27 protein-coding genes are annotated in these 25,285 nt (G+C 63.7%); 16 read left to right on the top strand and 11 right to left on the bottom strand.

Features of this window, described 5'->3' with window-relative positions:
* The first annotated feature begins 6 nt into the window (after positions 1–6).
* Genes K2F54_RS17985 through K2F54_RS17945 form a run of 9 tightly spaced genes read left to right on the top strand, consistent with a single transcriptional unit; the run spans position 7 to position 9,498 of the window.
* Positions 7–339: a hypothetical protein gene (locus K2F54_RS17985; protein ID WP_220607232.1), complete on the top strand. Its 333-nt coding sequence runs from the start codon at positions 7–9 to the stop codon at positions 337–339.
* 25 nt (positions 340–364) lie between these two features.
* Positions 365–1,087 carry a hypothetical protein gene (locus K2F54_RS17980; RefSeq protein WP_220607231.1) on the top strand — a complete coding sequence of 241 codons (723 nt, stop codon included), beginning with the start codon at positions 365–367 and terminating at the stop codon, positions 1,085–1,087.
* Positions 1,087–2,547 carry a hypothetical protein gene (locus K2F54_RS17975; RefSeq protein ID WP_220607230.1) on the top strand — a complete coding sequence of 487 codons (1,461 nt, stop codon included), beginning with the start codon at positions 1,087–1,089 and terminating at the stop codon, positions 2,545–2,547. The genes K2F54_RS17980 and K2F54_RS17975 overlap by 1 nt, the downstream gene beginning before the upstream one ends.
* Complete coding sequence (locus K2F54_RS17970) at positions 2,544–4,253, top strand: hypothetical protein (protein WP_220607229.1); 1,710 nt, start codon at positions 2,544–2,546, stop codon at positions 4,251–4,253. Before K2F54_RS17975 ends, K2F54_RS17970 begins: the two co-directional genes overlap by 4 nt.
* Positions 4,250–5,773 (top strand): type IV secretory system conjugative DNA transfer family protein, encoded by a 1,524-nt coding sequence (locus K2F54_RS17965; protein WP_220607228.1) that lies wholly within the window; start codon positions 4,250–4,252, stop codon positions 5,771–5,773. The genes K2F54_RS17970 and K2F54_RS17965 overlap by 4 nt, the downstream gene beginning before the upstream one ends.
* An 18-nt stretch (positions 5,774–5,791) precedes the next feature.
* The gene (locus K2F54_RS17960; protein ID WP_220607227.1) at positions 5,792–6,865 is read left to right on the top strand and encodes a hypothetical protein; all 1,074 of its coding nucleotides are present in this window, start codon (positions 5,792–5,794) and stop codon (positions 6,863–6,865) included.
* Positions 6,865–7,302: a hypothetical protein gene (locus K2F54_RS17955; RefSeq protein WP_220607226.1), complete on the top strand. Its 438-nt coding sequence runs from the start codon at positions 6,865–6,867 to the stop codon at positions 7,300–7,302. Before K2F54_RS17960 ends, K2F54_RS17955 begins: the two co-directional genes overlap by 1 nt.
* Positions 7,303–7,316: 14 nt before the next feature.
* Positions 7,317–9,026, top strand: a complete 1,710-nt coding sequence (locus K2F54_RS17950; RefSeq protein WP_220607225.1) for a type IV secretory system conjugative DNA transfer family protein — start codon at positions 7,317–7,319, stop codon at positions 9,024–9,026.
* The gene (locus K2F54_RS17945; protein ID WP_220607224.1) at positions 9,019–9,498 is read left to right on the top strand and encodes a DUF4913 domain-containing protein; all 480 of its coding nucleotides are present in this window, start codon (positions 9,019–9,021) and stop codon (positions 9,496–9,498) included. Before K2F54_RS17950 ends, K2F54_RS17945 begins: the two co-directional genes overlap by 8 nt.
* Positions 9,499–9,595: 97 nt before the next feature.
* Here the strand turns inward: K2F54_RS17945 and mobF are convergent, their stop codons facing one another.
* A complete protein-coding gene (gene mobF, locus K2F54_RS17940) occupies positions 9,596–13,498 on the bottom strand; it encodes a MobF family relaxase (protein WP_220607223.1) in 3,903 nt (1,300 codons plus the stop codon).
* A gap of 387 nt (positions 13,499–13,885) precedes the next feature.
* On the opposite strand from mobF, the gene K2F54_RS17935 reads away from it, so the two are divergent.
* On the top strand, positions 13,886–14,296 hold the full coding sequence (locus K2F54_RS17935) for a hypothetical protein (protein WP_220607222.1): 411 nt from the start codon (positions 13,886–13,888) through the stop codon (positions 14,294–14,296).
* Positions 14,297–14,340: 44 nt separating this feature from the next.
* On the opposite strand, the gene K2F54_RS17930 is transcribed toward K2F54_RS17935, so the two are convergent.
* Genes K2F54_RS17930 through K2F54_RS17900 form a run of 7 tightly spaced genes read right to left on the bottom strand, consistent with a single transcriptional unit; the run spans position 14,341 to position 16,964 of the window.
* Positions 14,341–14,826, bottom strand: a complete 486-nt coding sequence (locus K2F54_RS17930; RefSeq protein WP_220607221.1) for a hypothetical protein — start codon at positions 14,824–14,826, stop codon at positions 14,341–14,343.
* A gap of 23 nt (positions 14,827–14,849) precedes the next feature.
* Complete coding sequence (locus tag K2F54_RS17925) at positions 14,850–15,236, bottom strand: hypothetical protein (RefSeq protein ID WP_220607220.1); 387 nt, start codon at positions 15,234–15,236, stop codon at positions 14,850–14,852.
* A gap of 22 nt (positions 15,237–15,258) precedes the next feature.
* Positions 15,259–15,684 carry a hypothetical protein gene (locus K2F54_RS17920; RefSeq protein ID WP_220607219.1) on the bottom strand — a complete coding sequence of 142 codons (426 nt, stop codon included), beginning with the start codon at positions 15,682–15,684 and terminating at the stop codon, positions 15,259–15,261.
* Positions 15,681–15,926, bottom strand: coding sequence for a hypothetical protein (locus K2F54_RS17915; protein WP_103430468.1), 246 nt, complete (start codon positions 15,924–15,926; stop codon positions 15,681–15,683). The genes K2F54_RS17920 and K2F54_RS17915 overlap by 4 nt, the downstream gene beginning before the upstream one ends.
* Positions 15,927–15,934: 8 nt before the next feature.
* Positions 15,935–16,144 carry a type II toxin-antitoxin system HicA family toxin gene (locus tag K2F54_RS17910; protein ID WP_103430469.1) on the bottom strand — a complete coding sequence of 70 codons (210 nt, stop codon included), beginning with the start codon at positions 16,142–16,144 and terminating at the stop codon, positions 15,935–15,937.
* Between the two features lie 9 nt (positions 16,145–16,153).
* Positions 16,154–16,411 carry a hypothetical protein gene (locus K2F54_RS17905; RefSeq protein ID WP_220607218.1) on the bottom strand — a complete coding sequence of 86 codons (258 nt, stop codon included), beginning with the start codon at positions 16,409–16,411 and terminating at the stop codon, positions 16,154–16,156.
* Positions 16,412–16,427: 16 nt separating this feature from the next.
* Positions 16,428–16,964, bottom strand: a complete 537-nt coding sequence (locus K2F54_RS17900; RefSeq protein ID WP_220607217.1) for an LPD29 domain-containing protein — start codon at positions 16,962–16,964, stop codon at positions 16,428–16,430.
* Between the two features lie 571 nt (positions 16,965–17,535).
* Here K2F54_RS17900 and K2F54_RS17895 point away from each other — a divergent pair.
* The 4 genes from K2F54_RS17895 to K2F54_RS17875 all read left to right on the top strand — a co-directional run bounded on the left by K2F54_RS17895 (position 17,536) and on the right by K2F54_RS17875 (position 20,190).
* Positions 17,536–18,504, top strand: coding sequence for a hypothetical protein (locus K2F54_RS17895; protein WP_220607216.1), 969 nt, complete (start codon positions 17,536–17,538; stop codon positions 18,502–18,504).
* A gap of 315 nt (positions 18,505–18,819) precedes the next feature.
* Positions 18,820–18,969 carry a hypothetical protein gene (locus tag K2F54_RS17890; RefSeq protein WP_220607215.1) on the top strand — a complete coding sequence of 50 codons (150 nt, stop codon included), beginning with the start codon at positions 18,820–18,822 and terminating at the stop codon, positions 18,967–18,969.
* Positions 18,970–19,029: 60 nt separating this feature from the next.
* A complete protein-coding gene (locus tag K2F54_RS17885) occupies positions 19,030–19,362 on the top strand; it encodes a hypothetical protein (protein ID WP_255577279.1) in 333 nt (110 codons plus the stop codon).
* A 558-nt stretch (positions 19,363–19,920) separates the two neighbouring features.
* A complete protein-coding gene (locus K2F54_RS17875; RefSeq protein ID WP_220607213.1) occupies positions 19,921–20,190 on the top strand; it encodes a hypothetical protein in 270 nt (89 codons plus the stop codon).
* A gap of 291 nt (positions 20,191–20,481) precedes the next feature.
* On the opposite strand, the gene K2F54_RS17870 is transcribed toward K2F54_RS17875, so the two are convergent.
* Positions 20,482–21,243 carry a formylglycine-generating enzyme family protein gene (locus K2F54_RS17870; RefSeq protein WP_220607241.1) on the bottom strand — a complete coding sequence of 254 codons (762 nt, stop codon included), beginning with the start codon at positions 21,241–21,243 and terminating at the stop codon, positions 20,482–20,484.
* A gap of 329 nt (positions 21,244–21,572) precedes the next feature.
* On the opposite strand from K2F54_RS17870, the gene K2F54_RS17865 reads away from it, so the two are divergent.
* The gene (locus tag K2F54_RS17865) at positions 21,573–22,079 is read left to right on the top strand and encodes a hypothetical protein (protein ID WP_220607212.1); all 507 of its coding nucleotides are present in this window, start codon (positions 21,573–21,575) and stop codon (positions 22,077–22,079) included.
* A 142-nt stretch (positions 22,080–22,221) separates the two neighbouring features.
* Here K2F54_RS17865 and K2F54_RS17860 read toward each other — a convergent pair whose 3' ends face one another.
* The gene (locus K2F54_RS17860) at positions 22,222–22,812 is read right to left on the bottom strand and encodes a recombinase family protein (protein WP_220607211.1); all 591 of its coding nucleotides are present in this window, start codon (positions 22,810–22,812) and stop codon (positions 22,222–22,224) included.
* Positions 22,813–23,082: 270 nt separating this feature from the next.
* Between K2F54_RS17860 and K2F54_RS17855 the strand changes: the two genes are divergently transcribed.
* Positions 23,083–23,691: a hypothetical protein gene (locus K2F54_RS17855; protein WP_220607210.1), complete on the top strand. Its 609-nt coding sequence runs from the start codon at positions 23,083–23,085 to the stop codon at positions 23,689–23,691.
* A 976-nt stretch (positions 23,692–24,667) separates the two neighbouring features.
* On the opposite strand, the gene K2F54_RS17850 is transcribed toward K2F54_RS17855, so the two are convergent.
* Positions 24,668–25,075: a RidA family protein gene (locus K2F54_RS17850; RefSeq protein ID WP_220607209.1), complete on the bottom strand. Its 408-nt coding sequence runs from the start codon at positions 25,073–25,075 to the stop codon at positions 24,668–24,670.
* Positions 25,076–25,285: the final 210 nt, after the last annotated feature.

Genomic DNA, 25,285 nt, shown 5'->3' with positions numbered 1-25,285 from the left:
ACACCAATGAACGATTTGATTCTCTCTGCAGTAAGCCATCTGCCCCTTGCCGTCGATAACCCTCTTGATGGGCTTATCCCCGATTTCTCGTTCGGTGGCGCTGAGTTCACCCAGCTATGGCAAAAGGTCATCACCGCCATCTGGGCTATCGCGATCCTGGTCTCCATCGTCTACCTCGCCTTCGGGCTAGTGGCAATGGCCGGCGCTTCCGGTGACACCAACCCGAACCCGCAGCAGCACGCTCAGGGGCGCAAGAAGGCTGTTTGGGCTGCCGTCTCCCTTGCCGGTCTCGCCGGTCTCGCGCTGATCGTCGGCGCGATCCTCAGTTTCGTCGGCTAACTGCCCAACCCCTAGGAGGCGCAGCATGCGCATGTACACCAAAGCCGGCCGTAGCCGGTGGCCCTATGTCATTGGCGGGGCCGTGGTCGTTGTCGCTGTAGCCGGCGGCATCGTCTACTCGTCCGCCCAACCAGGTGGCAACCCCGCTGCAGTGGCGTCGAGCGAACCGACACCAAGCGCATCCGCACCCTCTGACGGGGGCAGCTCCGGCGCGGGCGACGACGACGACGGCGTAGCGCCCACCGGCTGCCTCGGCGGCCAGGACCGCAACGCCCTTATGGTGCAGGACGCGCAGAAAACGGCGAGCCACACCACCTACGGAGCGGTCGAAGTCGCTACTTCCTTCTACCGGTTCTACTGGCAGTACCCCTACGCACCCGCTGACCAGCTAGACGCGGTCAGTAGCGGCGTCATCGGCAGGAACGCGCCGGACAGCTTCAAGCAACTCTCCACAAGCTTTGAAGCTGTCGGGGACAACCCGACCGGCGGAAAGATCGCGGCGGGGACTCCCTTCCACATGTCATCCACAAACGGGCTCTGGCGCGTTTCGGAAGAATCGACCCCTGACCGGATCATCGTCTCCCTCGCGGCCGGGTACGTCATTGACGGGGCGCTCAGTCCAACTGAGGTCGGTGTGGGCGGCTTCGTCATGGTCTGGGAGAACGACGCCTGGCACGTTGAGTCAGGGATCAGCCCGGACCAAGACTTGCTAGCTGCCGGCGGCACCAGGTACACGGGCGGTTGCTAATGGCTGAGAAGCCTTGTGCAACTCCCGTGGAGTGCCTAAATAGCGACGTAAACGGCGGCCTCGAAGATGCCGTCGGTGCAGTCGGTGACTTCTTTGGAGGTGTCGGGGATGCCGTAGGCGGTGCAGTAGAAACAGCAAACGGATTCGCTGACTTCTGGTCTGACCCGGCGGGCAACTCTTTCCAGATGTTGCAGGACGGCGCTAAGGGCCTGGCCGATGATGTGCTGCCCGCGATCACCCATGCGACCCTGCCTGATTTGACGGCTGATTGGTTTATCAGCTCCTATCGGATCAGTTTCGGCCTGGCCGTGTTCGTGCTTGCTGCTCTGCTTATCCCGCAGTTCGTCCGCACGGCACGAGGGCAGCAGTCGGGCCGGGACCTAGCGGAATCGCTGGGCCTGTACGCACCGCTATTTCTCGTTGGCGCAGCGTTTGGGCCGGCTGTGGGTGCGGTTCTGGTGAAGTTCTTCGGCGCGCTGTCGGACTCGCTCATCAGCTGGGGAATCAATTCGTCCGCGCAAACCATCGTGGACAAGTTCTCCGAGATGTTAAGCCACGATGACAACGGCGCGGGCCTGGCCGGCGGCGCGATCATCGGCATAATTCTCATGATCTTCATGATTATTGGCCTCTTGATCGTGGTGCTGATCCTCATTGTGCAACTCATCACGCTGTACTTCTCGGGGGTACTTTTCCCCCTCGGGTTCGTCTGGATAGTTGACCCGACGAAGCGCGCTTTCGGTTTGAAGATTTCCTATCTTTGGTTCGGCATCCTGGCGTCTCACCCGCTGCTGTTCTTCATGCTCGCGATCGCCTATTCGATGGTTTCAAGCACCATCAATGTGTTCGATGGGGACGCAAACCTGGAACGCACGATAACGCTCGTGGTGTCGATCCTGTCGCTGCTGATCGCGGGGCTGTCGCCGGTATTGCTGACGAAGTTTGCGCCGGTCCTGCCCATGGGCGGCAGTGGCGGGGTTCCCTCTCGCGGGGGCAACATCGGTTCGAGTTCCATGCAGCAGGCCGATGCGAAAGTCAGCGACTCAGGGTCTAGCTCCCAGCCCGACAGCGGCGGGACCGCTAACAGCAGTGATTCCGCGCCGTCTAGCACCGGCATGTCCAGCTCGTCCGGCAGTTCCGGCGCTCCCAGCTCCGGCGGTACTGGCGCTGGGTCCGAGGAGGCCAGCTCATCGATCACCGCGGCCACAAAGGGCAGCGCTGCAGGCGGTGCTGCTGCTGAGGGAGCTACCGCGGCTACTGCTGCGGAGGGTGCGGCGGCCGCTGGCGCTGCCGAGTCCTCAACTGGTGTCGGTGCCGCTATCGGCATTCCGACAATGATCGTGGCCGGCGCAATGGCTGCCGGTGACGCCACGAAGAAGGTTTCTGACTCTGTGGGCGCGGCCGCGGCTGAACCTGTGGAGGACCAAGACGAACACTATGGGAAGGACTCGACCTCATGAGTAACACCAAGGAAACAGCGATTCGTTACCTCGGCGGCGAGTCTGGTCACCGGTCCTTCTTCGGCGGTACGTCCTCGAAGGGCCGCACGATTGGTTTGGCCGTGTTCGTCATTGGTGGCATTGTCGGCATGGCTCTGACCAGTTCCCTGGTCGTGCTTTTGATCGCTGCCGGCGGGGCTGGGGCGACCATGCTCGTTACCGCGCGCACGCACCGCGGAACCATCCTGCAGCGTCGGGCCAAGCGCTCACGGTGGCGCTCACGGAAGCGCCTCGGCACGGACGTGTACACGCCGTACGACGATGAGGAGTGGGGCCGACTGCAGCAGCTCGCCACTACCGGCACCAAGCCGGAGAAGGCCGCTGCGGCGCGTGCCCTAGTTCAGATGCGGGCTAACCCGGACGGCGCCGACGGGATGGGCTGGCTGCAGTATGCAGCCAACCTGCCGGGTATCGCTTGGCATGCTCCGATTGGGCAGCAGCCCTACCTCTCGGTCGCGTTCAGCGTCTCCGGGCAGCTCCGGGGGATGGAGACCGCACAGTCTCTCGTGCGGGCGTCTGCAGCCTGGGGTCGGTTCTTGGCCCGCCGGGCCTCGCCGTCGTCGCTCATCAGCGACATTCAGCCACTCACTCGGGTACTGCCGCCCGACTCGGCGCGGCAGCAACTCTGGGTGACCAATCGCCTAGAGACCGAAACGGCTGAGGAGCCGTGGACGGACGCGCAGCGGGAATCCTTCTACGCGCAGACCAAGTCCTATGACCAGGTCATTCGCCGGGCCAGCGCAGACGCCATGGTGCAGCGGCATTACGTCGTCGTGTCCTGGCCGCTAAACCAGCAGTTCACCGACGCGGCCGCAAAATTCGGCACGGGTCGTGACGCCTGGCGGGCTCTGATGGACGACGAAATCAGGGCTACCGTGCGCGGTCTCACAGACGCGCGTGAGGGTGACGTAGTCGCGTTGACGGCCAAGCAAACGGCGGCGCTGATTCTTCACCAGCAAAACCCGAGCATGCCCATTGACCTGGTGCGCCAGGTCGAACCAACACAGTTCGGGTTGGCCTCGCATGACGAGTTCTCGGCGCATGTGGTCGAGAGCTTCGATCCCACTTTTGTGCACCCGGGGGAGTCAGACGAAAACGCTCCGGCCGTGACCTGGTGGCACCGTACCGCCGCGATCCACGGGGAGAACCTGGCCGTTGCCGGCCGGTCCCCGCTGTGGAGCTTGGACCTGCTCATCGGGCGAGAACTAACGTTTGTCCGCACGGTTACGTTCCACCTCCACTTGATCCCCGCGGGCCAGGCTAAAGCCGCCGCACGCGCCGATGTGGTGCGCGATATGGCCGGCGTAGTCGCCGACCAAGAGAAGGGCCGTTTGGTCTCCGACGACTCGACCACTCGAATGTCAGCCGCGCAGCGCCGTGCCGCGGACCTCTCCGCCGGCTCGCACCACCACGGCGTTTCCTGGGTGGGATACATCACCATTTCCGCCGGCAGCCGCGACGAGCTCGCGCAAGCCTCACGGCAGCTCGAAGAAGCCTGCTCCACCGGTTTGGGCATCGATCACCTGGACTGGCAGGACTCCTATCAAGCCGCCGCCTCTGGCAGCACTTGGCCGATTGGGCGCGGACTACGCGCTGACTCGGCCTCCTTCGCGACCCGCTTCATTGGCCGCCTGGCTGGCCGTAGCGAGAAAGAAGCAATCTCATGAGCAACACCCGAATCAAGACCAAGCCGGCCGCAACTGCCGCCGTCGAAAACGTGGACATGCCGCGCCGGCAGCCGCGACTTGCCAAGATTCCATTGCTGAAAATCTTCGTGGCCCCGGAGGCCATGGCCCCGGTACTGACCGGCGGCGAGGGCACGGCCACGGCCGGCGCACCTCTGGACGTGACACCGTTCAGCCTGCCCGGCTCCCAGCTGCGCTCGTCGCCCTCAGCGGCCGCCCGCGGTTGGTACGCCCCTTCACTGGCCGGAGCGCCGACGACGACACGACAGGCCGAGATTCTGAATACGGGCATCATCGGTGCCCCGACCGGGATTGAGGGAGTCGTGAACGGGACAGACAATCTCTCGTCGACGATGATTTGCCACGATGCTCCGACCGCCTACAACATGACGCCGCGGCGCATCACCAGCCCTAACGTGCTGGTGCTGGGCACGGTCGGTTCTGGCAAGTCCTCGTTCACCAAAACGGTGCTTGTCATGCGCCCGCTGCTGCTGCGCAATCACCGCGCGGTGGTGTTCGACAAGAAGGACCAGAACGGCGAGGGCGAATACTCGGCCGCTGCCCGCCGGCTTGGTGCAGAACCGCTGCAGTTCGCCCCGGACGGCTCCGGCACCCGCCTGAACCTTATGGACCCCTTTATCGCTCAAGGCACCGGCCTGCAGGGCCAGATGCTGCTTATCAATGCCGTTGCGCGCATTGCGCGCAACGATCTGCCGGCGTCGGAGTGGGAAGAAAAAGCCACCCGCTACGCGCTGCAGAACTTGTTTGCTGAGATGGAAGCGAAGGGCACCACCCGCGCGGCCACCACGGCGGATTTACTGCCGCACCTGGGCGACGTTCCGGCGGATCAGAACCTCTCGGACCTGGCCAAGGAACGATTCCACCAGGCGGGTTTGTCGATCCGCTTTGGCCTGGAAAACCTGCTGGAAACCTACGCCGGAGTATTCGACGGAGAGACCAGCCGAAACGTTGACCTGGCACACAAGCTGACGACGTTCGACGTGTCCCAGCTCCCCGACGACGGGCCCGCGGTGCCCACGGTTATGGCGATCGGCAACATGTGGCTGATGGGCCGGCTCCGCCAGGAGCGCGGGTTTATCACCAACGTTGTCTATGAGGAGGGCTGGCACATGATCGGTGGGCCCTCTGCTCGCCTGGTCAAGGCCAATCAGAAGCTCTCGCGCTCGTTGGGTATCTCCAACGTGTTCGTGATGCACAAGGGAACCGACATTCCCGAGGACAGCCCCGGCTACACCGTTGTGCAGGAAGCGCAGACGGTTTACGCGTTCCGGCAGGACCGCGACGAGGACGCCCGTTGGGTTACTCAGACGTTCAACTTCGCGCCGGATACCGCGGAGACCCTGATGAATCTGAACCCCGGAAACTGCGTGTTCAAGTACGGCTCGAACCCGGAAACGCACATGCGCCATGTTCGCTCCGATTGGGAAATCGAAGTGACCAACACCGACGAGGCCATGGCAGCCGGCGCGGCGACGGCGTAACCGGGGGAGGGGGACACTATGGGAAAGCTCGGGGGCGTTGCCCTTCTAGTCGTGCTGGTATTCGCGTTTACCGGCATCGTGTTCGTGACCGGCGGCGGTAAGAACTCATGCGCTGTGGCGGCCACAATCAGCCCCGCCACGGCGGCCGGCCTGGAACCAGTGGCCGGCTATTCCGGCGACCAGCTCGTGAACGCTGCCGCGATCATCAATGCGGGCGCGGCCGCGGGCGTGAACGTGAAAGGCCAGACGCTGGGCGTGATGACGGCAATGGGGGAATCAGGCCTACGCAATATCGAATACGGCGACCTGGCGGGGCCCGATTCTCGAGGCCTGTTCCAGCAGCGCGACACCTGGGGCACTCTGGCGCAGCGCCTCAACCCGACTGAGTCGGCCGGCTTCTTCTTCCAACGCCTGGTGAAAGTCCCGAACTGGGAGACGCTGACGCCCACGGCAGCGGCTCACGCCGTGCAGATCAACGCGGACCCCGACCACTACGCGCCGTACTACTCCAAAGCAGAATCTGTTGTTGCCGCTCTCGTGGGCGGTGACGCTGCGTGCGCTGCGACGGCAGTTGCCGGCGGTAACGCGCAGCAGCTCGCGGCCGACCTGGTCGTGAAAATCGACGCGGGTAACATCACCGGGATTGCACCGGACCACCTGAGGGAAATCCGTTGGGCCGCGGCGGGTGAGGTTCACGAGAACTGCGGAATCAACCTGGCCGTTTTGCAGATCATCACGATTGCCGTGAACACGTTTGGCAGCGTGGGGATCTCCGACATTAACCGGTTGTGCACTGGTCAGTACCTAGGCAACCCGAATAGCTCCCACTGGGCTAACGGGGGCGGCCACGCGGTGGACTTCTTCTCCCTCGACCGCACACCGACAACAGGCGCGGACGCTAACGCGATCAAGCTACTGAATATCCTTGCGCCCCTGATGCCGGAGGGTTCCGCTACCGGGCAAGTGCAGTGCCGATCAGACGCCGGCACCTCGATTGATTTTGCGGGGCTGAATCAGTTCAACGACGGCTGCAACCACATTCACCTGCAGGTCGATCCCGCTTACACCGGATCACTGAAAACGGGTGCCTGATGCCAACCGAAACAACGTCGATCGCCAACCTCGCTAACGAAGAGTGGACCGTTACCAACGCGGCGCACGACGTCGTAACCGTGGACCTCTGGCTAGACGTCGCGCTGCGCCGGCACCGCGCCGAGCTGGCAACCATCACGGCCGAGCTGGTAGCAGTGAGCTACCAACTCAACGGCGTGGACATTGACGGTGACGTGTGCGCCGTGCGCTCGGTCCTGGACTGGCTGCACGAGGCATACCGGGTCGCGAAAACGTATGACGTGACCACCCGGCCCGAACGCTACGCGCTGCTGCAGCGCTTAGCTGATAGCCGGGTCATGCCGTCAGAAATGGCGGTGATGGTCGGCATAGACGTGTCGATCGCTGAACGGTTCGCGGGAGCCGACGACGAAGCGCGGATTGCGCGCTCGATCCTGCACCGACTTAAAACCGCCTAACGAAGGGGTCACCTATGAACGACACCAAAAGCAAGTGGATGACCGCCGGCCTGGGAGCGCTAATGCTGGGCGGGCTCTATCTCGCGGTGCACGTCGGCGCGGCGATCACCCCGACCGGCCACACCTACTCCTGGAACTTCTTTACCCTGCTGGGCGATATGGCCCTTCGGGGCGCACCCTGGCCGCAGGCAGCGACCGGAGCCTCTGTCGTCGCCGTGATTCTCGCCCTGGCTGTGTTCATCGGCTTCATGGCCTGGATGGCACGACGGGCCGCGAACAAACGCGGAAACGCCGCAATCGCGCACATGGCTACGCGCAAGCAGTCTGCGGTGCTGCGACAGAAGGCCCGCACCAAGGAAGCCACGCAGCTCCACCCGCGCGCCGAGTCCCTGCCGGCGGGGCAGAGCGTCGGCCGGCTGATTGGAACGAAGAAATGGGTACTGCAGGGCTGGCGTGAGCTGGGCGTGTATGTGTTCGGGCCCGGCCGCGGTAAAACCTCCGGCATCGTCATCCGACACATGATCGAGGCACCAGGAGCCGCGATCATGACCTCAAACAAGGTTGACGGCGTCCGCGAAACTTTGGCCGGCCGGCAGGACCGCGGCCGCGCGTTCATCTTCGACCCGAACCGGATTTACCGGCGGGACTTCAACCCCGATTTTGTGTTTAACCCGCTGGACTACATCGAGAACGCGGCCGACGCGAAAGAGCTGGCGGCGATCTTCGAGGCCTCCACCAAGAAGGGCTCCGACCGGGGCGGGGATGCCCAGTTCGACACGGCCGGCCGCGACATGCTCGCCTACTTCTTCCTGGCAGCCAAGCTGGACGGTCAGCCGCTCTCTCAGGTGTTTTCCTGGCTCTCGCGCGCACAGGGCGACGAGGTCGTGGACATTCTCAGCCGCCACAACAAGACCGGGCCGGCCGACTTCATAGCCGGCATTCTGCTCTGGCCAGACAAGACCCGCGGCAGCGCGTACGCGACCGCGCAGCGCATGGCGTCCGCCCTGGCCGATGACGAGCTGCTGGCCTGGACCTCGGCCGAAGGGGTGCGCCGCTTCGACCCGGCCGCGTTCATCAGAAGCACCGACACTCTCGTGTTGCTGTCCAAAGATGGTGAGGGCTCCGGCGGGGCCCTCTTGACGGCTCTTGTCCGGGCAATCTGCAAGACCGCGCAGCGTGCCGCCGAGAACAACGGCGGCCGCCTGGACGTGCCTCTGGTGATCGAGCTGGACGAGTGCGCAAACATCGTGAAGTGGCCCGAGCTGCCCTCGGTTTACTCCTATTACGGCTCCATGGGCATCATCCTGAACACCTATTTCCAGTCCCGCGCCCAAGGAATCGACGCGTTCGGCCGCGACGGCTGGGGCACCCTCTGGGATGCCGCATCCAACCGCGTCTTTGGCGGCGGCGTCCTGGATGACGAATTCCTTAAAACGATCGCGGCGCTGATCGGAGAACACGACGAAATCACCTACGGCAGCTCCACCGGCCGTGACGGCGCTATGTCCACCTCGACCAACACCCGGAAGGTGAACACGATGGACGTTGCCACCCTGGCTTCTTTGCCGGAGTGGCGGGCGATCGTGTTCAATTCCAAGTCCCGCCCCGTCATGGTTCACACCGTGCCGTGGTTCAAGGACAAGACCCTCAAAGCGAAGATCGAGGGCACGGCCGCGGCCATCCCGGTTAAGCCCGCGATCGGGTCGGCAGTGCCCCGTGGCTGACGGCGACGTGACCGGCTTGACCGACGACGAGATAGAAGCGCTCACTGACGAGGAGCGCGATTCGCTCAACGATGGGGCGATTGACTCTGGCACCGATGAGGAGCCAGAAGAAGAAGTTGACGTGCAAGCGCAGTTCCTCGACTGGGTCGTGGAACATTTCTCCATCGTGGAGGTAGTTGGATCCAACAAGCGCTTTTACTGGTGCGCTCAGTGGTTCGAACACAAAGAAGTCGTGGCCCGCCTGGTCGCGCTCTGGAAAGCTCACCTGGCCGCCGAGCTGGGCGACGACCTCGGGGCGGTGTCGTCCTGGTGGATCAACGATTGGGACCGGCACGCTGCGGTCCTGTTCGACCCCGCGAACGGCCCGTTCCGGTTCTGCGACCGCACCCGCGGACACCTCTCCGAAACCAAAGAAACCGGCCCGGCTGTGTCTCTGACAATCCCCCCGGCGGAATGGCAGCTACCCGCGTAGCAGTGCGCAGCGGGCGGCGGTAGCTGCCTCCGCTGCCGACACAACAGGACCCCGACACATTGTGTCGGGGTCCTTTTCGGTGGGCGCCGCTGGCGTCCTAACGCTCTCGACCGTCGTCGCGGCTGCGGTCGTTGTCGGGGCGGTTGCGTTCGTCCTTGCGCTTGTCGCCGGCCTGGCTGGCCTTGACGTTCAGGCCGGAACGGCGCAGCTGCTCACGCTGCAGCTCGGCCTTGCGGGCGAACTGGGCGCGGAGGGCCTCCGCCGTCGTCTGCTGCGTCTTAGCCGGGCGTGTGGCTGGTGGTGCACTGACGCTCTCACGGGCGCGCTGCGTGGCCGTGGCGGCTGCTGCAGCGGCGCGCTGCCGGTCGTCCTCGGTGGCGGCGGGACGCGAGCTGAGAACCTGAGACTTGTGCATGGCCGTGACCCGCTCCGCCAGGTCGGCACCAACGGGGCGCTGCCGGTAGTCCGCCGGCACTGCAGCGGTTTCCTTGGGGTCAATGCGGTACTGAGTGCGGAACACGTCAACCTCGGCGGCAAGTTCCGTCCACTGCTGCCGGCGGTCGGTGTCAGCGGGAACTTCGCCCAGCTCGCGTGCCCACTCGGGCTGTTCGGCCGCGATTGTCGCGCCGCGCTCCTCGAGGCGGGTCTGTAGGTACTCGTAGCGTTCTGCCAGGTGTTCGCGCCACTCGGGGGCGGTGTGTTCGGAGTCGATCGAGCGGCGGTCTGCGATCCACGCCGGCACTGCCGGGGCGGCCTTCTCCTGGTCGGCTGGCACGGTGGCCAGGTGGCGGTCTGTGTTGTCGCTAATCCGGGAGGCCAGCACGGCGGCCTGGTCTTGGGCGTTGGCCATATCGCGTTGCGTCCACGCCTGGCGGATCGTGTCGGCGGGGTCCATGCCGGCAGCCTCGGAGTGGCGTAGCGCGGCCTCGACCGCGCCCCAGCTCTCATGCTCGCGCAGCGTGGTTGCCAGGTCTTCGCCAAGCCCTTGGTTGGCGATCTTCTCGAAGCGCAGCACGTCGGCGCGCTCGTTCACGTCGCCGTACTGGTCGATGAGGGTCACCAGGTCATCTACCCGGGCCTGTTCGGCGCGGATTGTCTCGGTAGCCGAGAGCATGCCGTCAGCGTTGCCGGCGATCTGGTCGAGTACGTCGCTGACCGGCTGGGCGTCGGCGGTCTCGACGTACAGGTGGTTTTCGTGCTTGCCGCGGGTCAGGCCGACGTAGGCGAGTTCCCGGCTGGTGCTGCTGTCGGCCAGGACGTGGGCGGTGTCGGCGGTCATGCCCTGGGCGCGGTGGATGGTGGACGCATAGCCCAGTTCAACGGCTCCTGTCACGTAGTCCTTCGGCAGGGTGATCGTGCCCCCGGTGCCCTGGTTGCTGACGGTGAGCGTTCCGTCTCGGTGTGCTTTCTCCACCGTCCACAGGTCGCCGTTTTTGACGATGTCGCGGCCGCCGCTGACCTTCAAGTGTGAGTTGTTCACGCGGGTCACAACGGTGTCGCCCTCGTACGCGGACAGGCCGTCGCGCAGCGGCGCTGACTGCTTGCCCTTGACGATGCCCTGACTCATGCGGAACGCCTGAGCGCGGGCGTTCAGCTCGGCCACGGTGCTGTTCTGCTGTGCGAGCATCACCGAGTGCAGGCCGGCTGTGGTGTCCGACTGCCAGGACGAGAACACTTCGCCGCTCATCCGGTCCACGCTGCCGCCGGCTACGCGATCGTTCTTGACGTACCAAGCGAACGGGTCGCCGGTTGTCGCGGGGTCGCGCAGAAGCTTCGTGGCCTCGGCTTCGTCGTTGTTGGAGAACCGGTGTAGCTGGTCGAGCTTGACGGAGCCAACTTCGTTTTCGAGCAGGCGCAGCGCGCCGCCGGCCTCGACGGCTGAGAGCTGGCGGTCGTCTCCGATGAGGCGGACGTGTGCGCCGTGCAGCTCGGCAATGCGGGTGACCTTGGCCAGGTTGGTGGTGCCGGCCATGCCGGCCTCATCCACCACGATTACGTCGCCCGGGTTGAGGTCCAAACCCTCGATGCGTTCCGTGCGCTGCTGCAGCTCGGCCAGGCTGCCTTTCTGGAACGTGAATGAGTGAATCGTCTTGGCGTCGATCGCAATTGCGTCTTTCATCACCGCGGCCGCGGTGGCGGACGGGGCCAGGCCAATGACCTTTCCGCCCTGCGCTTCGACGGCCCGGGCTGCCACGCGCAGCGCCGTTGTCTTACCCGTTCCGGCAGGGCCAGAGCCCACGATAAGGCGGGTGCTGCTGGTGGCGAATACCCGGGCCAGCTCGCGCTGGCCGGCGTCGAGGTGCTGGCCTTCCTTCGCTGCGACCTGGTCGAATACGTCGCGGGATACGGGCGAGGCGGTGCGCGTGCGCGCGGCGTCCAGCAGTGTGTCCTCAGCGGCCAGGATGCTCCGAGAGGTCAGGAGCTGGCGGCCCTTGTGTTCGTAGATGCTGGTGCCGTCGCGACGGGTGAGGGGCTGGAATGCGCCGTGCGGTGCCGGCGGGGTGACGGTGATGGAATCGGTGTTGAGGGCGTGCTGGGTGATCTGCTCGACCGTGCCCTCCACGGTGTTGCCGGAGCTGCGTTGCGCCTGGATATAGCGGCGGGTTTCGGCCTCGATCGTGTGCGGGCCCCACACTGCGTGATGCTCGGACACGGTCTCGACAACCTGGGCTGCAGCCTGCGCCAGGGTGATGTTTTGGGCCGGAGTCTTGGGGATGCTGTTGTCCCGTGCGTGCGCCTGGGCGTTCTCCAAAATCCCGCCCACCGCGCGGTCGCCAACGAGTGTTGCTGCCTGTGCGCGCCACAGCGGGCGCAGCGCCGACAGGGCGCGAGCGTGGAGCTTCTGCGGCCTGGTGTCTAGCGTGGCCTGCTGTGCCAGGGCAATGCGGGCTTTGGCGTCGGGGGTGCGTCCGTGCGTCTCCCGGTAGTCGGCTTCGAGCTTGACCATGGCCTCTTTGATCCCGGCCGACCTGGTCGAAAAACCGGCGGTGAGGCGTGCGTCAATCCCGGCGATTTCGACCACAGGGCGTTTGCCCGGGGTGACCTCGCGCAGCTCGGTCGCCAGCTCCAACCGGTCCGTAACCCGGTCCATTACGCGTTGGTTGTAGAACTCGGATGCGGCAACACCCTGCCGGTGCAGCAGCTTGGAATCGATGGTGCGCCACTTCCCATCTACGCCTTTGACCTTGTTCGCGACCACGAGGTGGTCGTGGAGCTGCGGGTCTCCGTTGCGGGAGTCGTAGTGGCGGAAACGAGTGGCAATCAGGCCGCCCTCTACGTCGATCTGGGCCACGCCGTTAGTGCCGGCGCGGGTGGCGATTGCCTCGCGTTCGAGGTAGCCGATGGTGTCGCTGATCGCGGCCTCATGCTCTTCCTCGATCGCCTTCCGGGTCTCGTTGTCGCCCAGTCCCCAGAGCGTTGACACGCTCTTAGCCGGAGAAAAGACCAGGTCGAATCCGGCAACGGCTTGCTGGGTCGGGCGGGTGGCCGCGGTGATGAACCGGCCCAGCTCTTCCTTGTCAGCCGGCTGCCGTCCCTTCGCCGTGCGGAACGCCTGCGCACCTTCGCGGACCCGGATAACGCGGCGTTCTTCGGCGTTAGGTTCGCGGTGGTTGATCCGGGTGAAGTCGCTGTATCCGGTCTCGATCTGCTCGCGGAGGTCGGTGGTTCCCTGCTTGTACGAGTAGTAGCCGCGGCCCAGCTTGGCCAGCTCGATCGCCTCATCAGCGGTCTTGCCTTCGCCCTGAGCTGTGGCAATGATCTGCTCTGCGTCCGGGTGCAGCCCCTCACCAAAGAGGGCCTTCATCTGCTCCTCGGTGACGGTGCCTGAGACGCCCATAGCGTTCAGTCCTGAGCCCACCCAAACGCCGGGAGGGTTGCCCTCGGCGGTGTAGTAATCGCCCAGCTCCTGGCCGGCCTCGCGCTTCACATCACCGGTTGCAGTCTCGCTGGTGTAGTACGCATACCCGTCTCCCGCGGAGAGGATATGCATGGTCATCATGGGGTCAGCCTACCTCGTTGATTACTAATGCCAGAGGTGTGACAGATTGAATGACGAAGAATGAGGAATGAGAGTGGCCAGGATCGTAGATACTGCGTCTGTGCTTTGAGACCGCTGGGAGTGCACGGAGCCGACGAGGAACGAGGAAAGCGCAGTAAACGCGGTCGATAAGCAACAGGCGGGCCACTCTGCAAAACGAGACCACGACTCCTGATCTGGACCGCTCCCCCGCTGCGTCGCCTGTGCGCCCGCGGGGCGTGCCTGTGACGGTGCCCATCTGCAGGGCGGGACCATTCCCCCATCGGGCGCGGCCGCATCCCAACGTCTCGCTTTCGCGCCCGCGGGGCGTGCCTGCATAATGGACACTGACCAACACAGGGGGATCACATGACCGAAGCACGCAAGTCCGCAAAACTCACCGCCGCCCGTCAGCTCGCACGCGAGAAATCGGCGCAGTTTCGGGAGCGCGAGGACAAGCTAGAGTCCCTGGCCGTCGATTACTTCACGTACGTTGAACAGGTCGAAGAAGTCAACGCGCTGGCAGAGAAGGAAATCGTCCGCATTCGCGAACAGGCGGAGAAGAACACCGCCGACCGTCGCGCCAGTGCTGCACGGATCATTCCTGCAATGTTGGCCGCCGGGGCTTCCCGCGCGGAGGTAGCCGGGCGTCTCGGGATCGCGGCTCGCGACGTAAAGCGGGCCTCGCCGGCCCCTGCAGCTCCCGCCAAAACCGGCACCGAGAATTCGGGTCCGGTCGAACACCGCACTGAGCAGGAAAGCTCGCCGGTCGGCCAGTAGGCGTTAGGTTCCGGGTTGGCACTTTGGGCCGGTCTGGGGCTCGGTTAGAACAGGCGCGGGTGCGTTTCTTCTACCCCGGCGAGAGCGGCGCTCATCCGCTCGGGGTCCCATCCGTGGGTGAGGATCACGTCTCGAAGATCGCGGGAGCGCTGGGCGCGTTCCTCTCGCGCAAGACCATTGAACCGCCATGCTGACCACCGGTTAGCGTGGCGGTTTTTCTGCGCCCGGTCGAGCATGTTGGTTTTGTGGGTGCCCTCGGATAGGTGCGACTCGGCGGCGTCTGTGACGGCGTGCACGCAGATTGGCACGTCGCACGAGTGCAGCAGCAGAACCGAGGACGGGAGCGCCGTTCCGGTCGCGAGCTGGTAGGCGAAACGCTGCGGCCGCATGACCTTTTGGCCGTCGCCGTCCTTGGTCCAAAAGCGGCCGTAACCGTCATCGGCAATTGCGCCCGTCCATATCCAACAGTCATCGGCGGTGGGTCCTTTGACGACGTGAGACCAGAACCGTTCCGGCTCTGTGGCTTTCACTTCTCCCCCTTCGCGAGCTGGGCCTAGGCCGTCTCTTTCACTTCATCGAACCAGCGCACAACGGCGTTAGTGCTGTGTGCTTTGTTGACCAGGTCGCCGGCTTCCCAGGCTGATGCCGCCGCCATGTTGAGGAGGGCGGTTGCTTGCCCATGGGCGCCGACAGCGGGAACGCCGGGGATGCTGTTGCTGTCCTCGCCGCTGTAGTGCGTGCCGTCTACCGCTGCCCCGTGCCAGGCGGCCAACTGCGCGTAGACCTGGGCTAGTGACTCTTGGGCCGAGCGGAGCGAGGCCAGCAGCTCGAAGGAATCTGAGGGGTGTGGAACTGTGCGCGTTGAGTGCGCGAGCGTGCGGGCGACCTCGGCCAGCTCGTTCGCAATTTCAATCTGTCGGCCTTCTTCGTTCACTGCCATTGGGTCTCCTGGTCGCTTGGTTCTAGTGGGTGAGCTGGCTAATGCGCTGCGGTGAGAGACCGAGAATCCGGGCGGTGTCCGCCTGGCTGAGTCCGTCTGCGGTGAGGGCCTTAACTGCTTCGCGGTTGAGCCGGGCCGCTTCCGCGACGGCGGCCCGGGCTGCTTCTTCGTTCTTCTTCGCGAGCGTCCACAACTCGGCGGCGTGCGGCGGAATTTCTACCGTCACCTGAACTTCGATTTGGTCCTCGTCCACGTCGAGCCACACTGCCGCAATGTCGCGGGCGGCTGCGTCAATGTCCTTAACGCTGCGGGCCTGACCTATCGCAATGATGCGGGAGTCTCCCCCTCGGGGCGACGGTGAAGTGAGTTCTGGAATCTCGATGGTCCACCATTTACCGTCACGGTACGCCCGCGCCGTTAGGGTTCGCTTCGTGGTTGTCGTGGTCATGAGAGCGCCTTATCTGTCTCGGTCAACTGTCGTTCTATGTCCTCTAGAAGGCCCGCCGCCACCTCAGCTAGCGCCTTCAAGTCGGCTATCTGGAACTCGTTTGGCTGTTCGTTCTGTTCCTCGTCGGCGGCCTCTCCGCGGGTGCGCTCGGCGTAGGCTTCGAGCGCCAGCGTGAGAACGCTATATGCGCGGTCCTCAGTGAGGTCCAGCACGACGTGGAACGGTGTGTTTTGCTCGGCCATGGCCTGTCCTACTTCCAGCTCTGGGGGGCGTTCGGGAATACGTCGATAATCTGTCGCACAACTCCCACTGTCAGTTCCTTGTGCCCCGGAATGACTATGGTCTGAGTCTCGTCCTCTGAGGCCCAAATCTGGTGACTGCCCTTGCCGGGCCGGAGGAAGAACCAGCCCTGCGAGCGGAGGAACTTGGTTACGTCCCGGTATTTCTGCGGCTTCGTCATAACTATAGTCTAGTCCCCCCTAGATTGTATAGTCAAGGGGGGACTAGATATCTGGCGGTGGTGTTGGTCGCCCTCGTCGTCGGCGGTGGCGTGGGCTTCTATCCAGTAGTCGGCGGCAGCGGTGGCTCCCACGGCGCGGAGCATTTCGGAAAGGGCCTCGACCTCGCCGCAGGTGAACCGGGGGCCCATGTCGCGCGCTAGGTCCGCTTCCTCGAAAACGTCGACAAATGCGACGACGGCGTTTGAGTCGATGGTGATTGTTTTCATGACTGGCTCTCCTGGTCTATCGGGCGGGTGTGGTGACGGTGCAGAGGTTCACGCGGTGGAGGATCGCCTGTGCGAGCTGTGTGGGGCTGTAGATGTAATCGTGAAAGTGACCGGCGACGTAAATGCTCTGGGGCAACGTCGCGCCGGTGATGGTGTCGCCCTCGGGGGTGAACAGAATCACGTCCTTTCGGTCACTGTCGGTGCTGATGAGGTGCTGTGCAACGCGGTAACCGGCGGTGGTGTGGTCGCGGTAGGTGTTGATCCCGTCGCAGCAGTAGTGCACTTCTCGGGGCATTTCTTCGCCGTCGAACGCGACGAGCGCTGACCCGTTGTTGTCGTAGCTGTCGGTCATGCCGTTGAAGCTGCGGCCCTCGTACTGGCGGGTGATCGCGCGCACGTCGTGGTCGGTGGGTCCGTCGCTCCATGCAACGCGCATCCACGCTGCAGCGGTGCCGGTACTCATTCGAACGCTGAACTTCACGCCGGGAAACGCGTTCTTCAATGCGGTGCGAACCAACTTGGCGGTGTCCTTGGTGCTGATGTAATCGGTCATGTTCTCTATCTCCCTCAACGTTTTTTTGCCTTTTCGGCGGTTTTCCGCCCTCATGGAGCGCTGTCGGGGTCAAGCCCCAAGGAGCGGTTGCAGGCCAAAGTTTTGGAGGAGCGCAGCGGGGCAAAAGTTTTGCCGAAACTGTGACGACGGCTTGACGCCGGCAGCGTGGAGTGAACAATCCCCCAGACGAAAAAGCAAAAAGATCACCGTGCGCCGGCCTGCACACTGGGGCACCAGGACTGCCGCATTTCCCCGTCTCGAGAACGGGTCTCGGCGGGGCCGGCTATGGTGCCGGGGATGGAACCGGACTCTCTGGGTGCTCCCCCGAATTGCGAGCGGTGCCTAGTGCCGATGGTGGCCGCCGGGTCGCCGGCAAGCCCGTTCTGGCGGTGCCCGTCGTGTGAGCTGGTGCGCCTGGTCTAGCCGCGCTAAGCCGGGCCGGCAATTGGGTCTCGGTGACGGTTTTGAGTCGGCCCCACCACCCCATAAGGGGACTCACTTTGGTGGGATGTGTCCGGATAATCTACGTCTGTAGCCGCCATTGGTGGCGGCACAGAATTGGGGGGAATTCATGAAAAACCATTCACGTATTCGGGGAACTACTGGGGTCATTGCGACGTGCGCACTGGCCGCCTCGCTCCTGATGACCGGTGGAGGCGCTGCGTTTGCGGACGACTCGTCGGTGAACATTCTGGAAGCGCTAAACAACTCCGCACCGTCAACGCTGGAAGACGTGGCCAGTGTCGCAACCACCGGCTCCGGTCAACTCGCAATCGACGCCCAGCTGCCGTCCACGCTGATCTCCGTGCCGGTGGACCCGGCGGTGGGAATCGTTTCCCAGTCACCACACTCAGAGGCCTCGTTCACGATCGGGCTACCTTTCTCCGACGAGGCCTCGGCCGCGGTGGTGGAAGCCACCGGCATCGTGTCCTACGACAACCAGAATGGGTCCACAACCGTACCGGTCGTTAAGGCCGATGGGAGTGTGCAGATCAACACGGTCATCGAAGGCGCCGACGCCCCCACTCGCTACGACTACCCCCTGTCCCTTCCTGAAGGCGCAACGATCGTGGAGGACGGAACGGGCGGCTTCGTAATCAGCGATGCCACTCAGATCATCGCCGCGATCGCAGCACCCTGGGCGAAGGACGCCAATGGCGTGGACGTAGCGACCCACTACGAGCTGACGGGCACCACGCTGACCCAGGTCGTAGAACACACCGCTGCCGGCGTTGCCTACCCCGTCGTGGCTGATCCTCAGGTCAGCACACTGTGGTGGGGTGTCGCTATCAAGCTCACCCACGGTGAGACTGTTTCGATGGCAAACAACTTCACTCCGGCCTATATTTCCGCGGCGTTCTGTGGCTTCATCCCAGTGCCGCTTGGTAACGTCGCATGTGGAGTCGCTGTGGGCATTCGTCTCTGGACGTGGGAAAAGCCCATCAAAGACGCGGCCGCTCAGTCAGGCCGGTGTGCGCAGCTGAATGCACCATACGTAGGAGGTGTCGTCGCTTGGAACGTCACAAACGAGCGCTGCTAGTTGATGCACTAACCGCAATAGCCGTCGCCCTGGTTGTCGCCCTTGCCATGTGGAGTCTGCAAACTCCCTATGCACAGGTCCTGGCAGTATCAGCCATCGTCGCGATCTTGGTTTTCACGATCAGATTCGCGATGAGGGCTCGCCGGAATCGCAAACAACATACGAATTCCGGTTCGGGTAACAATTTCGATTGACCATGCCCGCGACGCGTTCGAGGTAAGTTTCGCCGCAGCATGAACGAGTGCCCCGTCAGTTCTGACTGACGGGGCATTCATTTGTGTGTTGAAGCACCGACCAGGATCAGATAATTGGAAGGTGAAATGGAACCTGGCACACCGCCCACGGGACGCGGCCGAGTCAACGCCGGCCACCGTCGAAGCTCCTGACAGCTGGGCTGCAGTCGCGCAGCTGCGAGCCGCAATCCCGGCGGATCACCTGGTGCTGTACGTGCGCCCGGCGCACTAGCGACCAGGTCACGACAGCTAGGCCACTTCGACTCATTCGAACCTATGTTCTAATGGATTCATGGGAGCGAATAAGAGATACCCGAGCGGCCCGCACCCGGCACCCCCGGTCCAGGCCGACACCCTGAAACAGGTTGAACCCGACTACGGGCCGGAGTTCACTTCCCGGCCGTTCAGCCTCACAGCGGAGGAGCTGGGCCGGTTGCCGGCGACCATGGCTACCGAGCCCATCCCCGTCCTCGCTTGGGTACGCTCCCCTGCCGCGCCCGCACACGTTCAGGGCCGCGCCCTGGCCTGGACTCCGCGTGCGGTTTACGTCGAGTGGGAACACCGCGGGCTGCACCGCGCCTGGGTGTGGGCCTCGGCCGTCGAACGAGGCGGACTCGCTGGCTAGCCAGGCACCTTGACAACGCCTGTCTCACCGTGGGACGGTGGATCGTGTCTCACGGTGGGACAGCATTGGGGGTGGCAAGTTGAGATCCGTTAGCGCAAGGTTCACAAGCACAAGCGAAGCCTTCCGCCGGGCGCGGGAGCGGGCGAGCGTGGCAGATGCCTTTGAGGCGAACCTGCTTCACCTGGCCGTGTTCGACGCCCGCGAGAATGGCATGTCTGTGCGTCAGGCCGCGGCGGCGCTCAGCGTGCCCAGGTCCACCGTCGCTCGCCACTGGCGCGACGGTCATCGGTGCCCGGAAGTTCCTCCCCTTTGGGGATCAGACGCCGCGTGGAGTGAGGCGCACGCTGCCGTGTGGGCGCACGACCAGGAGGAGCTGGCGGACGCTTGGGTGCCGTACGAGTGGAACGACGAAGGTGCGCACCGCACCATCACTGCCAAAACTCGGGGGGTCGTTGCGCTCAGCCAGTGGCCGGGCCAGGCGCCAGCCGAGTGCGCAGGCGGCGTCTGCGGACGGTGTCAGTCTTGCCGGGCACGGCAACAATCAGGAGGTGCCGTTTGATGGAAGACGGTCCAGAGTTCGCAGAAGGCTCCTACGAGTTCGCCGGTAAGACCTATCGCCTGGCTGAGGTCGATTCTCAGGTGTGGCGGGTCTATGACGGTGAGACCTACCTCGGAATCGTCACCGAGACTGACCCAACGCCGGCCGAGCGGTGGCCTCACTACACCGCGCAGAGCGCCGGTGATGAGGCCCGCGTCGTTCCCACTACCGACGACTGGCGGGCCGCGCTCGATCACCTGATTGAGGCGGCCGACGTTAGTAATCGGTGAGCTGACACGCCTGCAGCTCGGTCGTTCTTCATAGGCCGAAAGCTGCAATGAGTTCCGGCAGCCCCGTGGCCAGCGCCACCAGGATCAACGTCCAGTCGATCCGGCTTGGGTGGTGCTGTTTGTCCGGGGTCTCGTTCTTCTTCGTCATACGGATTCCTCCTAGATAGCGGGGCGTCACTGTGACGCCTCCCCTCCTCCCTTTGCGTGGGCCGGCTGGCCGGCTGGCCGCGGGGTCGAGGAGTACTATCGACCGCCGGAATTTAGACTTTCGTGGTGCCCGGTAGAGGATCCCTAACGGGACGATCTTTCCCCAGTCAGGCTCGTTGCTCGTGAAGCGGGTTCGTCGCGCAGCTCGTGTAGAGGCGTCCATCCAACCGGCATGAATCCGCCGATGGAAGCACGCTCCCGGTCGCGTACTGCCGACCACCCCTGAGCGTCACGGCCGTAGGCCTGCGGGATCCCTTGCCTGGCGACCCGCAGGCCCGTTCCCTCGATCACAGCGTCCGGCGCACTCCCTCGCCGAACCGAGGCGCGGACGCTCCACGGAGGATCCGCGAAGCTACCCCCGCGGAAGACCCGGTACTCGCCGTATCTGGCCGGATCCAAGTAGTCCCAGCACCACTCCCACACATTGCCGAGCATGTCGTGCAGGCCGAATGCGTTCGGCTCTCTGCGCTCGACCGGTTGTGCACTCGTGACGCCGTCGAGACCGGTCCACGCAATCTCGCGTAGATCGCCATACTGGGCACCGGTTGTACCGGCGCGGCAGGCGTATTCCCACTCTGCTTCCGTCGGCAGACGGTAGCCATCCGCCGTCGTGGTCCAGGTGACTCGGCGCCCGTCGATCGTGTACACCTTCTGCGCACCGTGCGCTTCGGAGAGCTGATTGCAGAACCGGATCGCGTCAAACCACGTGATACTCGCCGCGGGCTGGTCCTCGCCTCTGGGCACCAGCACCGAACGGGACAACTGAAAGGCCTGTAGATCGACGTCACGAGTCGTCCCGGTGCGGGCGTCACGGAGCGACACAGTGCCCGCCGGGATAGGCATCATTTCATGCAGGTCCAGGTCCACGCACTCATCCTAGGAGCCGTGTGCAAAGAGAAGAGAAGACCCGAAAGTGAATCGCGCCTCGTCGCGGCACGTCCGGTACGGGATTCGCACCAGGGCGGCGTACTGAGAAAGCACTCCACCGCCAGGTGGATGCGGCTCCCGTCAAGACTGCCTAGCGTCGTAATCATGGATATAGCCTCGATGATCATGGGCGCGTCAATTGCTTCAATCGCCTGGGTCGGCTTTTATCCGTGGGAGAAGCTGAAGAGGCTCCGTGCGTTCGAAGCTGCGGAAGAAGTGTCCGGGGCCTCGGGGGCGACCCAATAAGGATGACTACGGCCGCCCCTCCCCGGTGGGCGAGGGCCGCCGCGCACGTCGCAGCATTGACCCCGCTTCCCTCTGCGCTATGGCGGGTCTCGCTCGTCTTCGGGTTCTCCGGTGGATTCACCGAGCGAGGACTAGTCGACCTGGACGTCGCCGGTTGGGGTTGGATCTATCTCCTGGGCCTCAGTGTGCTCACTGAGTTGGCCGCCCTACTCACCCTGGGGTTGGTCCAGCCGTGGGGAGATGCTGTGCCTAGATGGGTGCCCCGCATCGGCGGTCGCCCTGTCCCGACGAAACCGGTTGTCGCCGCAGCGATGATCGGCGCGGCCGTGCTGACGGCCTTGTGGACTCCGTTGCTCCTGTGGTGGACCATGCCGCACTCCGATATGACGGCGGCTGGGGCAAACGTGGTCGGCATCCTCTACCTGCCGCTGGTCGCATGGGGCCCCCTCCTCGCAGCTGTGACCGTCTCCTACGCCCTGCGGCACCGTGCAGCAGTCCGTGTCCGGTAGGGGATCGTCTACCGGCCACTCCCCCGGGCCGGCAACACGCCCGGAATGACGCGGCCGCGGGGTGCCCGATAGATGTGGAGTTTGGCGCTTTTTGGCGGTGTTCTGTGATCGCTTCGTGTCGCTATCGAGCGTCAGGCGCTTCCTAATCCGGCAAGAGACCGATGGCTCGCGCCCGCCGATAGAAGGTCGCTCGGGACATTCCGAGGTTCCGGGCGACTTCGGCGGCTGGCTCACCGCTGTCTATGAGGCTGCGAGCGTTGCGTATTTGACTGTCGGTGATGATCCGCGGGCGACCGCCCAGATTTTTGCCGGCGTTGCGGCGTTTGGCGATCGAGTCGAGTACGCGCTCTCGCTTGATTTCATGTTCCATCTGACCGAGTGCGGCCATGATCGTGAACAGCATGGAACCCATGGGTGTTGCCGTGTCGACGTCGCCGCCGCCCAGGTTCAGTACGCGGAGGCCGGCGCCGCGGCCTCGGAGTTCTTCGGCGAAGGCAAGCATGTTCTGTGTCGATCGCCCCAGCCGGTCCAGAGTCGTGATGACGAGAGTATCGCCCGCCTCGATGGCGTCGAGTGCGCGGTCGAAGTTCGGACGTGAGGCACGAGCACCGGAAACGCCGTTGTCGACGTAGAGGTCATCACGCCGGACACCAGCGGCCAAAAGGTCCACCTTTTGCCGGTCGGTGGACTGCTGGCGCGTCGATACGCGCGCGTAGCCGATCAGTTTCGTCACGATGCTCCTGGGTGTCTCATAACTAACGGTGAGTGTCGCAATTCAAGCAGGAGGTTACGCGACGTAGTTATGAGACTCGCCGAGCCCCGGAATTCCGCTTTTGTTGGTAAGCCTTAAGTCAGGGTCGTGAGACGTCTCGTATCCCTAGGGTTTCGAGACACCAGGGTCTGGGACATCTGCTCGATCAAGTGTGCTCTTTCGAATCACGAACTTCGTGCGCAGAAATTTGCACCATTGCAACGTTAGTTTTGACCCATGCGACTAGTGCCAGTGGATGAAAGAGATTCGTCGTGGGAGCGAGACGACCCGCGATTCCGCATCTATGTATTTGAGGGAGCAGGGAACGCGGTCACGACGGTAGACGTCATCGATGGCATTATCGAGCAGGCACTCGAATCCGCCATCGCACTATCGAAGGGCGACGAGCACTTGTGGGCGCTCGCACTGGTCGACGACCAGGCCACCAGCTCACGTGGTCTCATCTGGCTTTCGGGAATGGACTACAACAGCACTCCGAGCACCGTGCAGCAGTGGCGGCAGCGCCAACAGATGCAGAACCGATACTTGAGAGCAAAACACCTCCGCGGGTTGCCGCCGGTGCTCCCGAACGGCCTGCGGCTGATCCGGATGTTCCCGGAATGGGTGAGTGGGTGGCCACTCTGGGAGAACCACGCAGACGTGTACCGGCCCACCGGGACCGACCTCGGGTTGTCGAGGGCGCTCAGTGACGCCCTGTATGCGTGGAATGAGGTCTGGCTCAGCAGGCAGGAAGACGAGCCGGAGCCGGTCGGCTGGCGCGAGCAAGGCCAGGAGTTGTTCGAGAGCTTAAGCAGGGAATTGCACGACATTGCTGAGGTCCGACCTGAGTACCTTCGCTGACGTGCGTCCAGCGCCAACAGTTCCGCCTTGCGATCGCTCGGGGGCCCGCTAGTGTCACGAAACCGGAGCGCCTCGTATCCCATGGGTTACGTGACGCAGCTAGTCAGCGTCCCATGCCCGTTTTGGTGGTGAGTTGGAGTATGCCCACAGCACCATACTCATCATGAACGCAAGAACGCCACTCCCCATCAAGGCCATCGCGGGCACTACCAGGTACGGACTGAAAGTGCTCATTTTCTCCGGCATTGAATATATCCAGAGTCCGCATGAGAACCCAGTGGCGGAGACGAGCAGTGCGGTCGGGCCGAACCGCAGGAAATGCCAGCGGACTCCGCGTGGTGGGGTTTCGGTGTTTGCCAAGCGGTTGTTCATGTGCTGGGCGAGAAGCCACCAAGTGAATATTGCCGGGATGAGGGTCAATGAGATAGCGAGGACGAGCCAGAACACGACTGAACCAACGGGAGACTCCACTGGATCCACCGAATCACTACCCTCCTCGTGCCATCGCACTATGTGCAAACCCTGGCTGAGCGTACAAAAGAGCCATCTGGCCCGAGCACGAACTAAGACGAGATGTCTCGTATCCTATGTGCCTCGTATCCCATCGGATACAAGACACCGCGATGAGCCATTCGCTGGAGTGAGAGCGGGTCTCCATCCCATCCCTCACCGCCCAGATGCCGAGGGGCTAGGCTCCCAGCAACGAAAGGTGTTGTTATGAGAGCCCTCCGCACACTGGGACGTGTACTTAGCCTGGTCGTTGTGTCGATCGCGAAGACAATCGGCGGCATGTCGGAGAAGAAGACCTTCGACCATGACAACGCTACGTCGGCCTACGCGCGCCGCGAGGACTATCGGCCGTAGTGTCTCGATACCAGACCGTCTTGAAAGCCATGCGTTGCAAGACCGCTACCGCAGCGGCGTCCGCCTTCGCTCAAGAGTGGGCAATGGTGGACGGATGCCGACCGAGACGACTTCAGTCGATCACGGCCGCCACAGCTTCGATCTCGACAAGCTGATCTGTGTAGCCGAGTACGGTGACTCCCATGAGCGTGCTCGGTACATCGTGTTGGCCGAATGCCTCTCGAACAACCGCCCATGCGGCGCTGAGGTCGCTTTGCTTGGAGGATGCCACGAGGACACGGGTGTTCACGACGTCATCGAGTTGAGCTCCTGCAGCCGTCAGGGCGATGCGGAGGCTCTCCATGGCCTTGCCGGCCTGCGTGGCGTAGTCTCCGACTCCGGCCGTGGTGCCATCGAGGTTCAACGGGCAGGCCCCGGCGAAGAAGATGAGGCGCGCTTCGGCGGGAGCAGTTGCGGCATAGGCATACTGTGCCACGTCGGAAAGGTCAGCTGAGCGAATAAGGGACACTGTTTGGGACATGCGCTCAACTTATTTGAGGACTCGTCGCTTGGCCAGCCACAAGGTGCTCCTAGTAATGGTCTAAAGGGCAAGAAGCCACCTGGCTGAATTGCGCGCGCCACTGGGGAGGTGTCTCGTAACCCAGACGCCTCGTAACCCATGGGATACGAGACTAATCGAGCGCATCTGAGGATCACTCGGCCACAGTGAGGCGGCTCATATCCTTAGGGT

This window comes from Cryobacterium inferilacus (genome assembly GCF_019599185.1).
GTDB classification, from domain to species: domain Bacteria; phylum Actinomycetota; class Actinomycetes; order Actinomycetales; family Microbacteriaceae; genus Cryobacterium; species Cryobacterium inferilacus.
The sequence above is the reverse complement of the archived record's forward strand: the minus strand, read 5'-3'. Positions and strand labels throughout refer to the sequence as shown.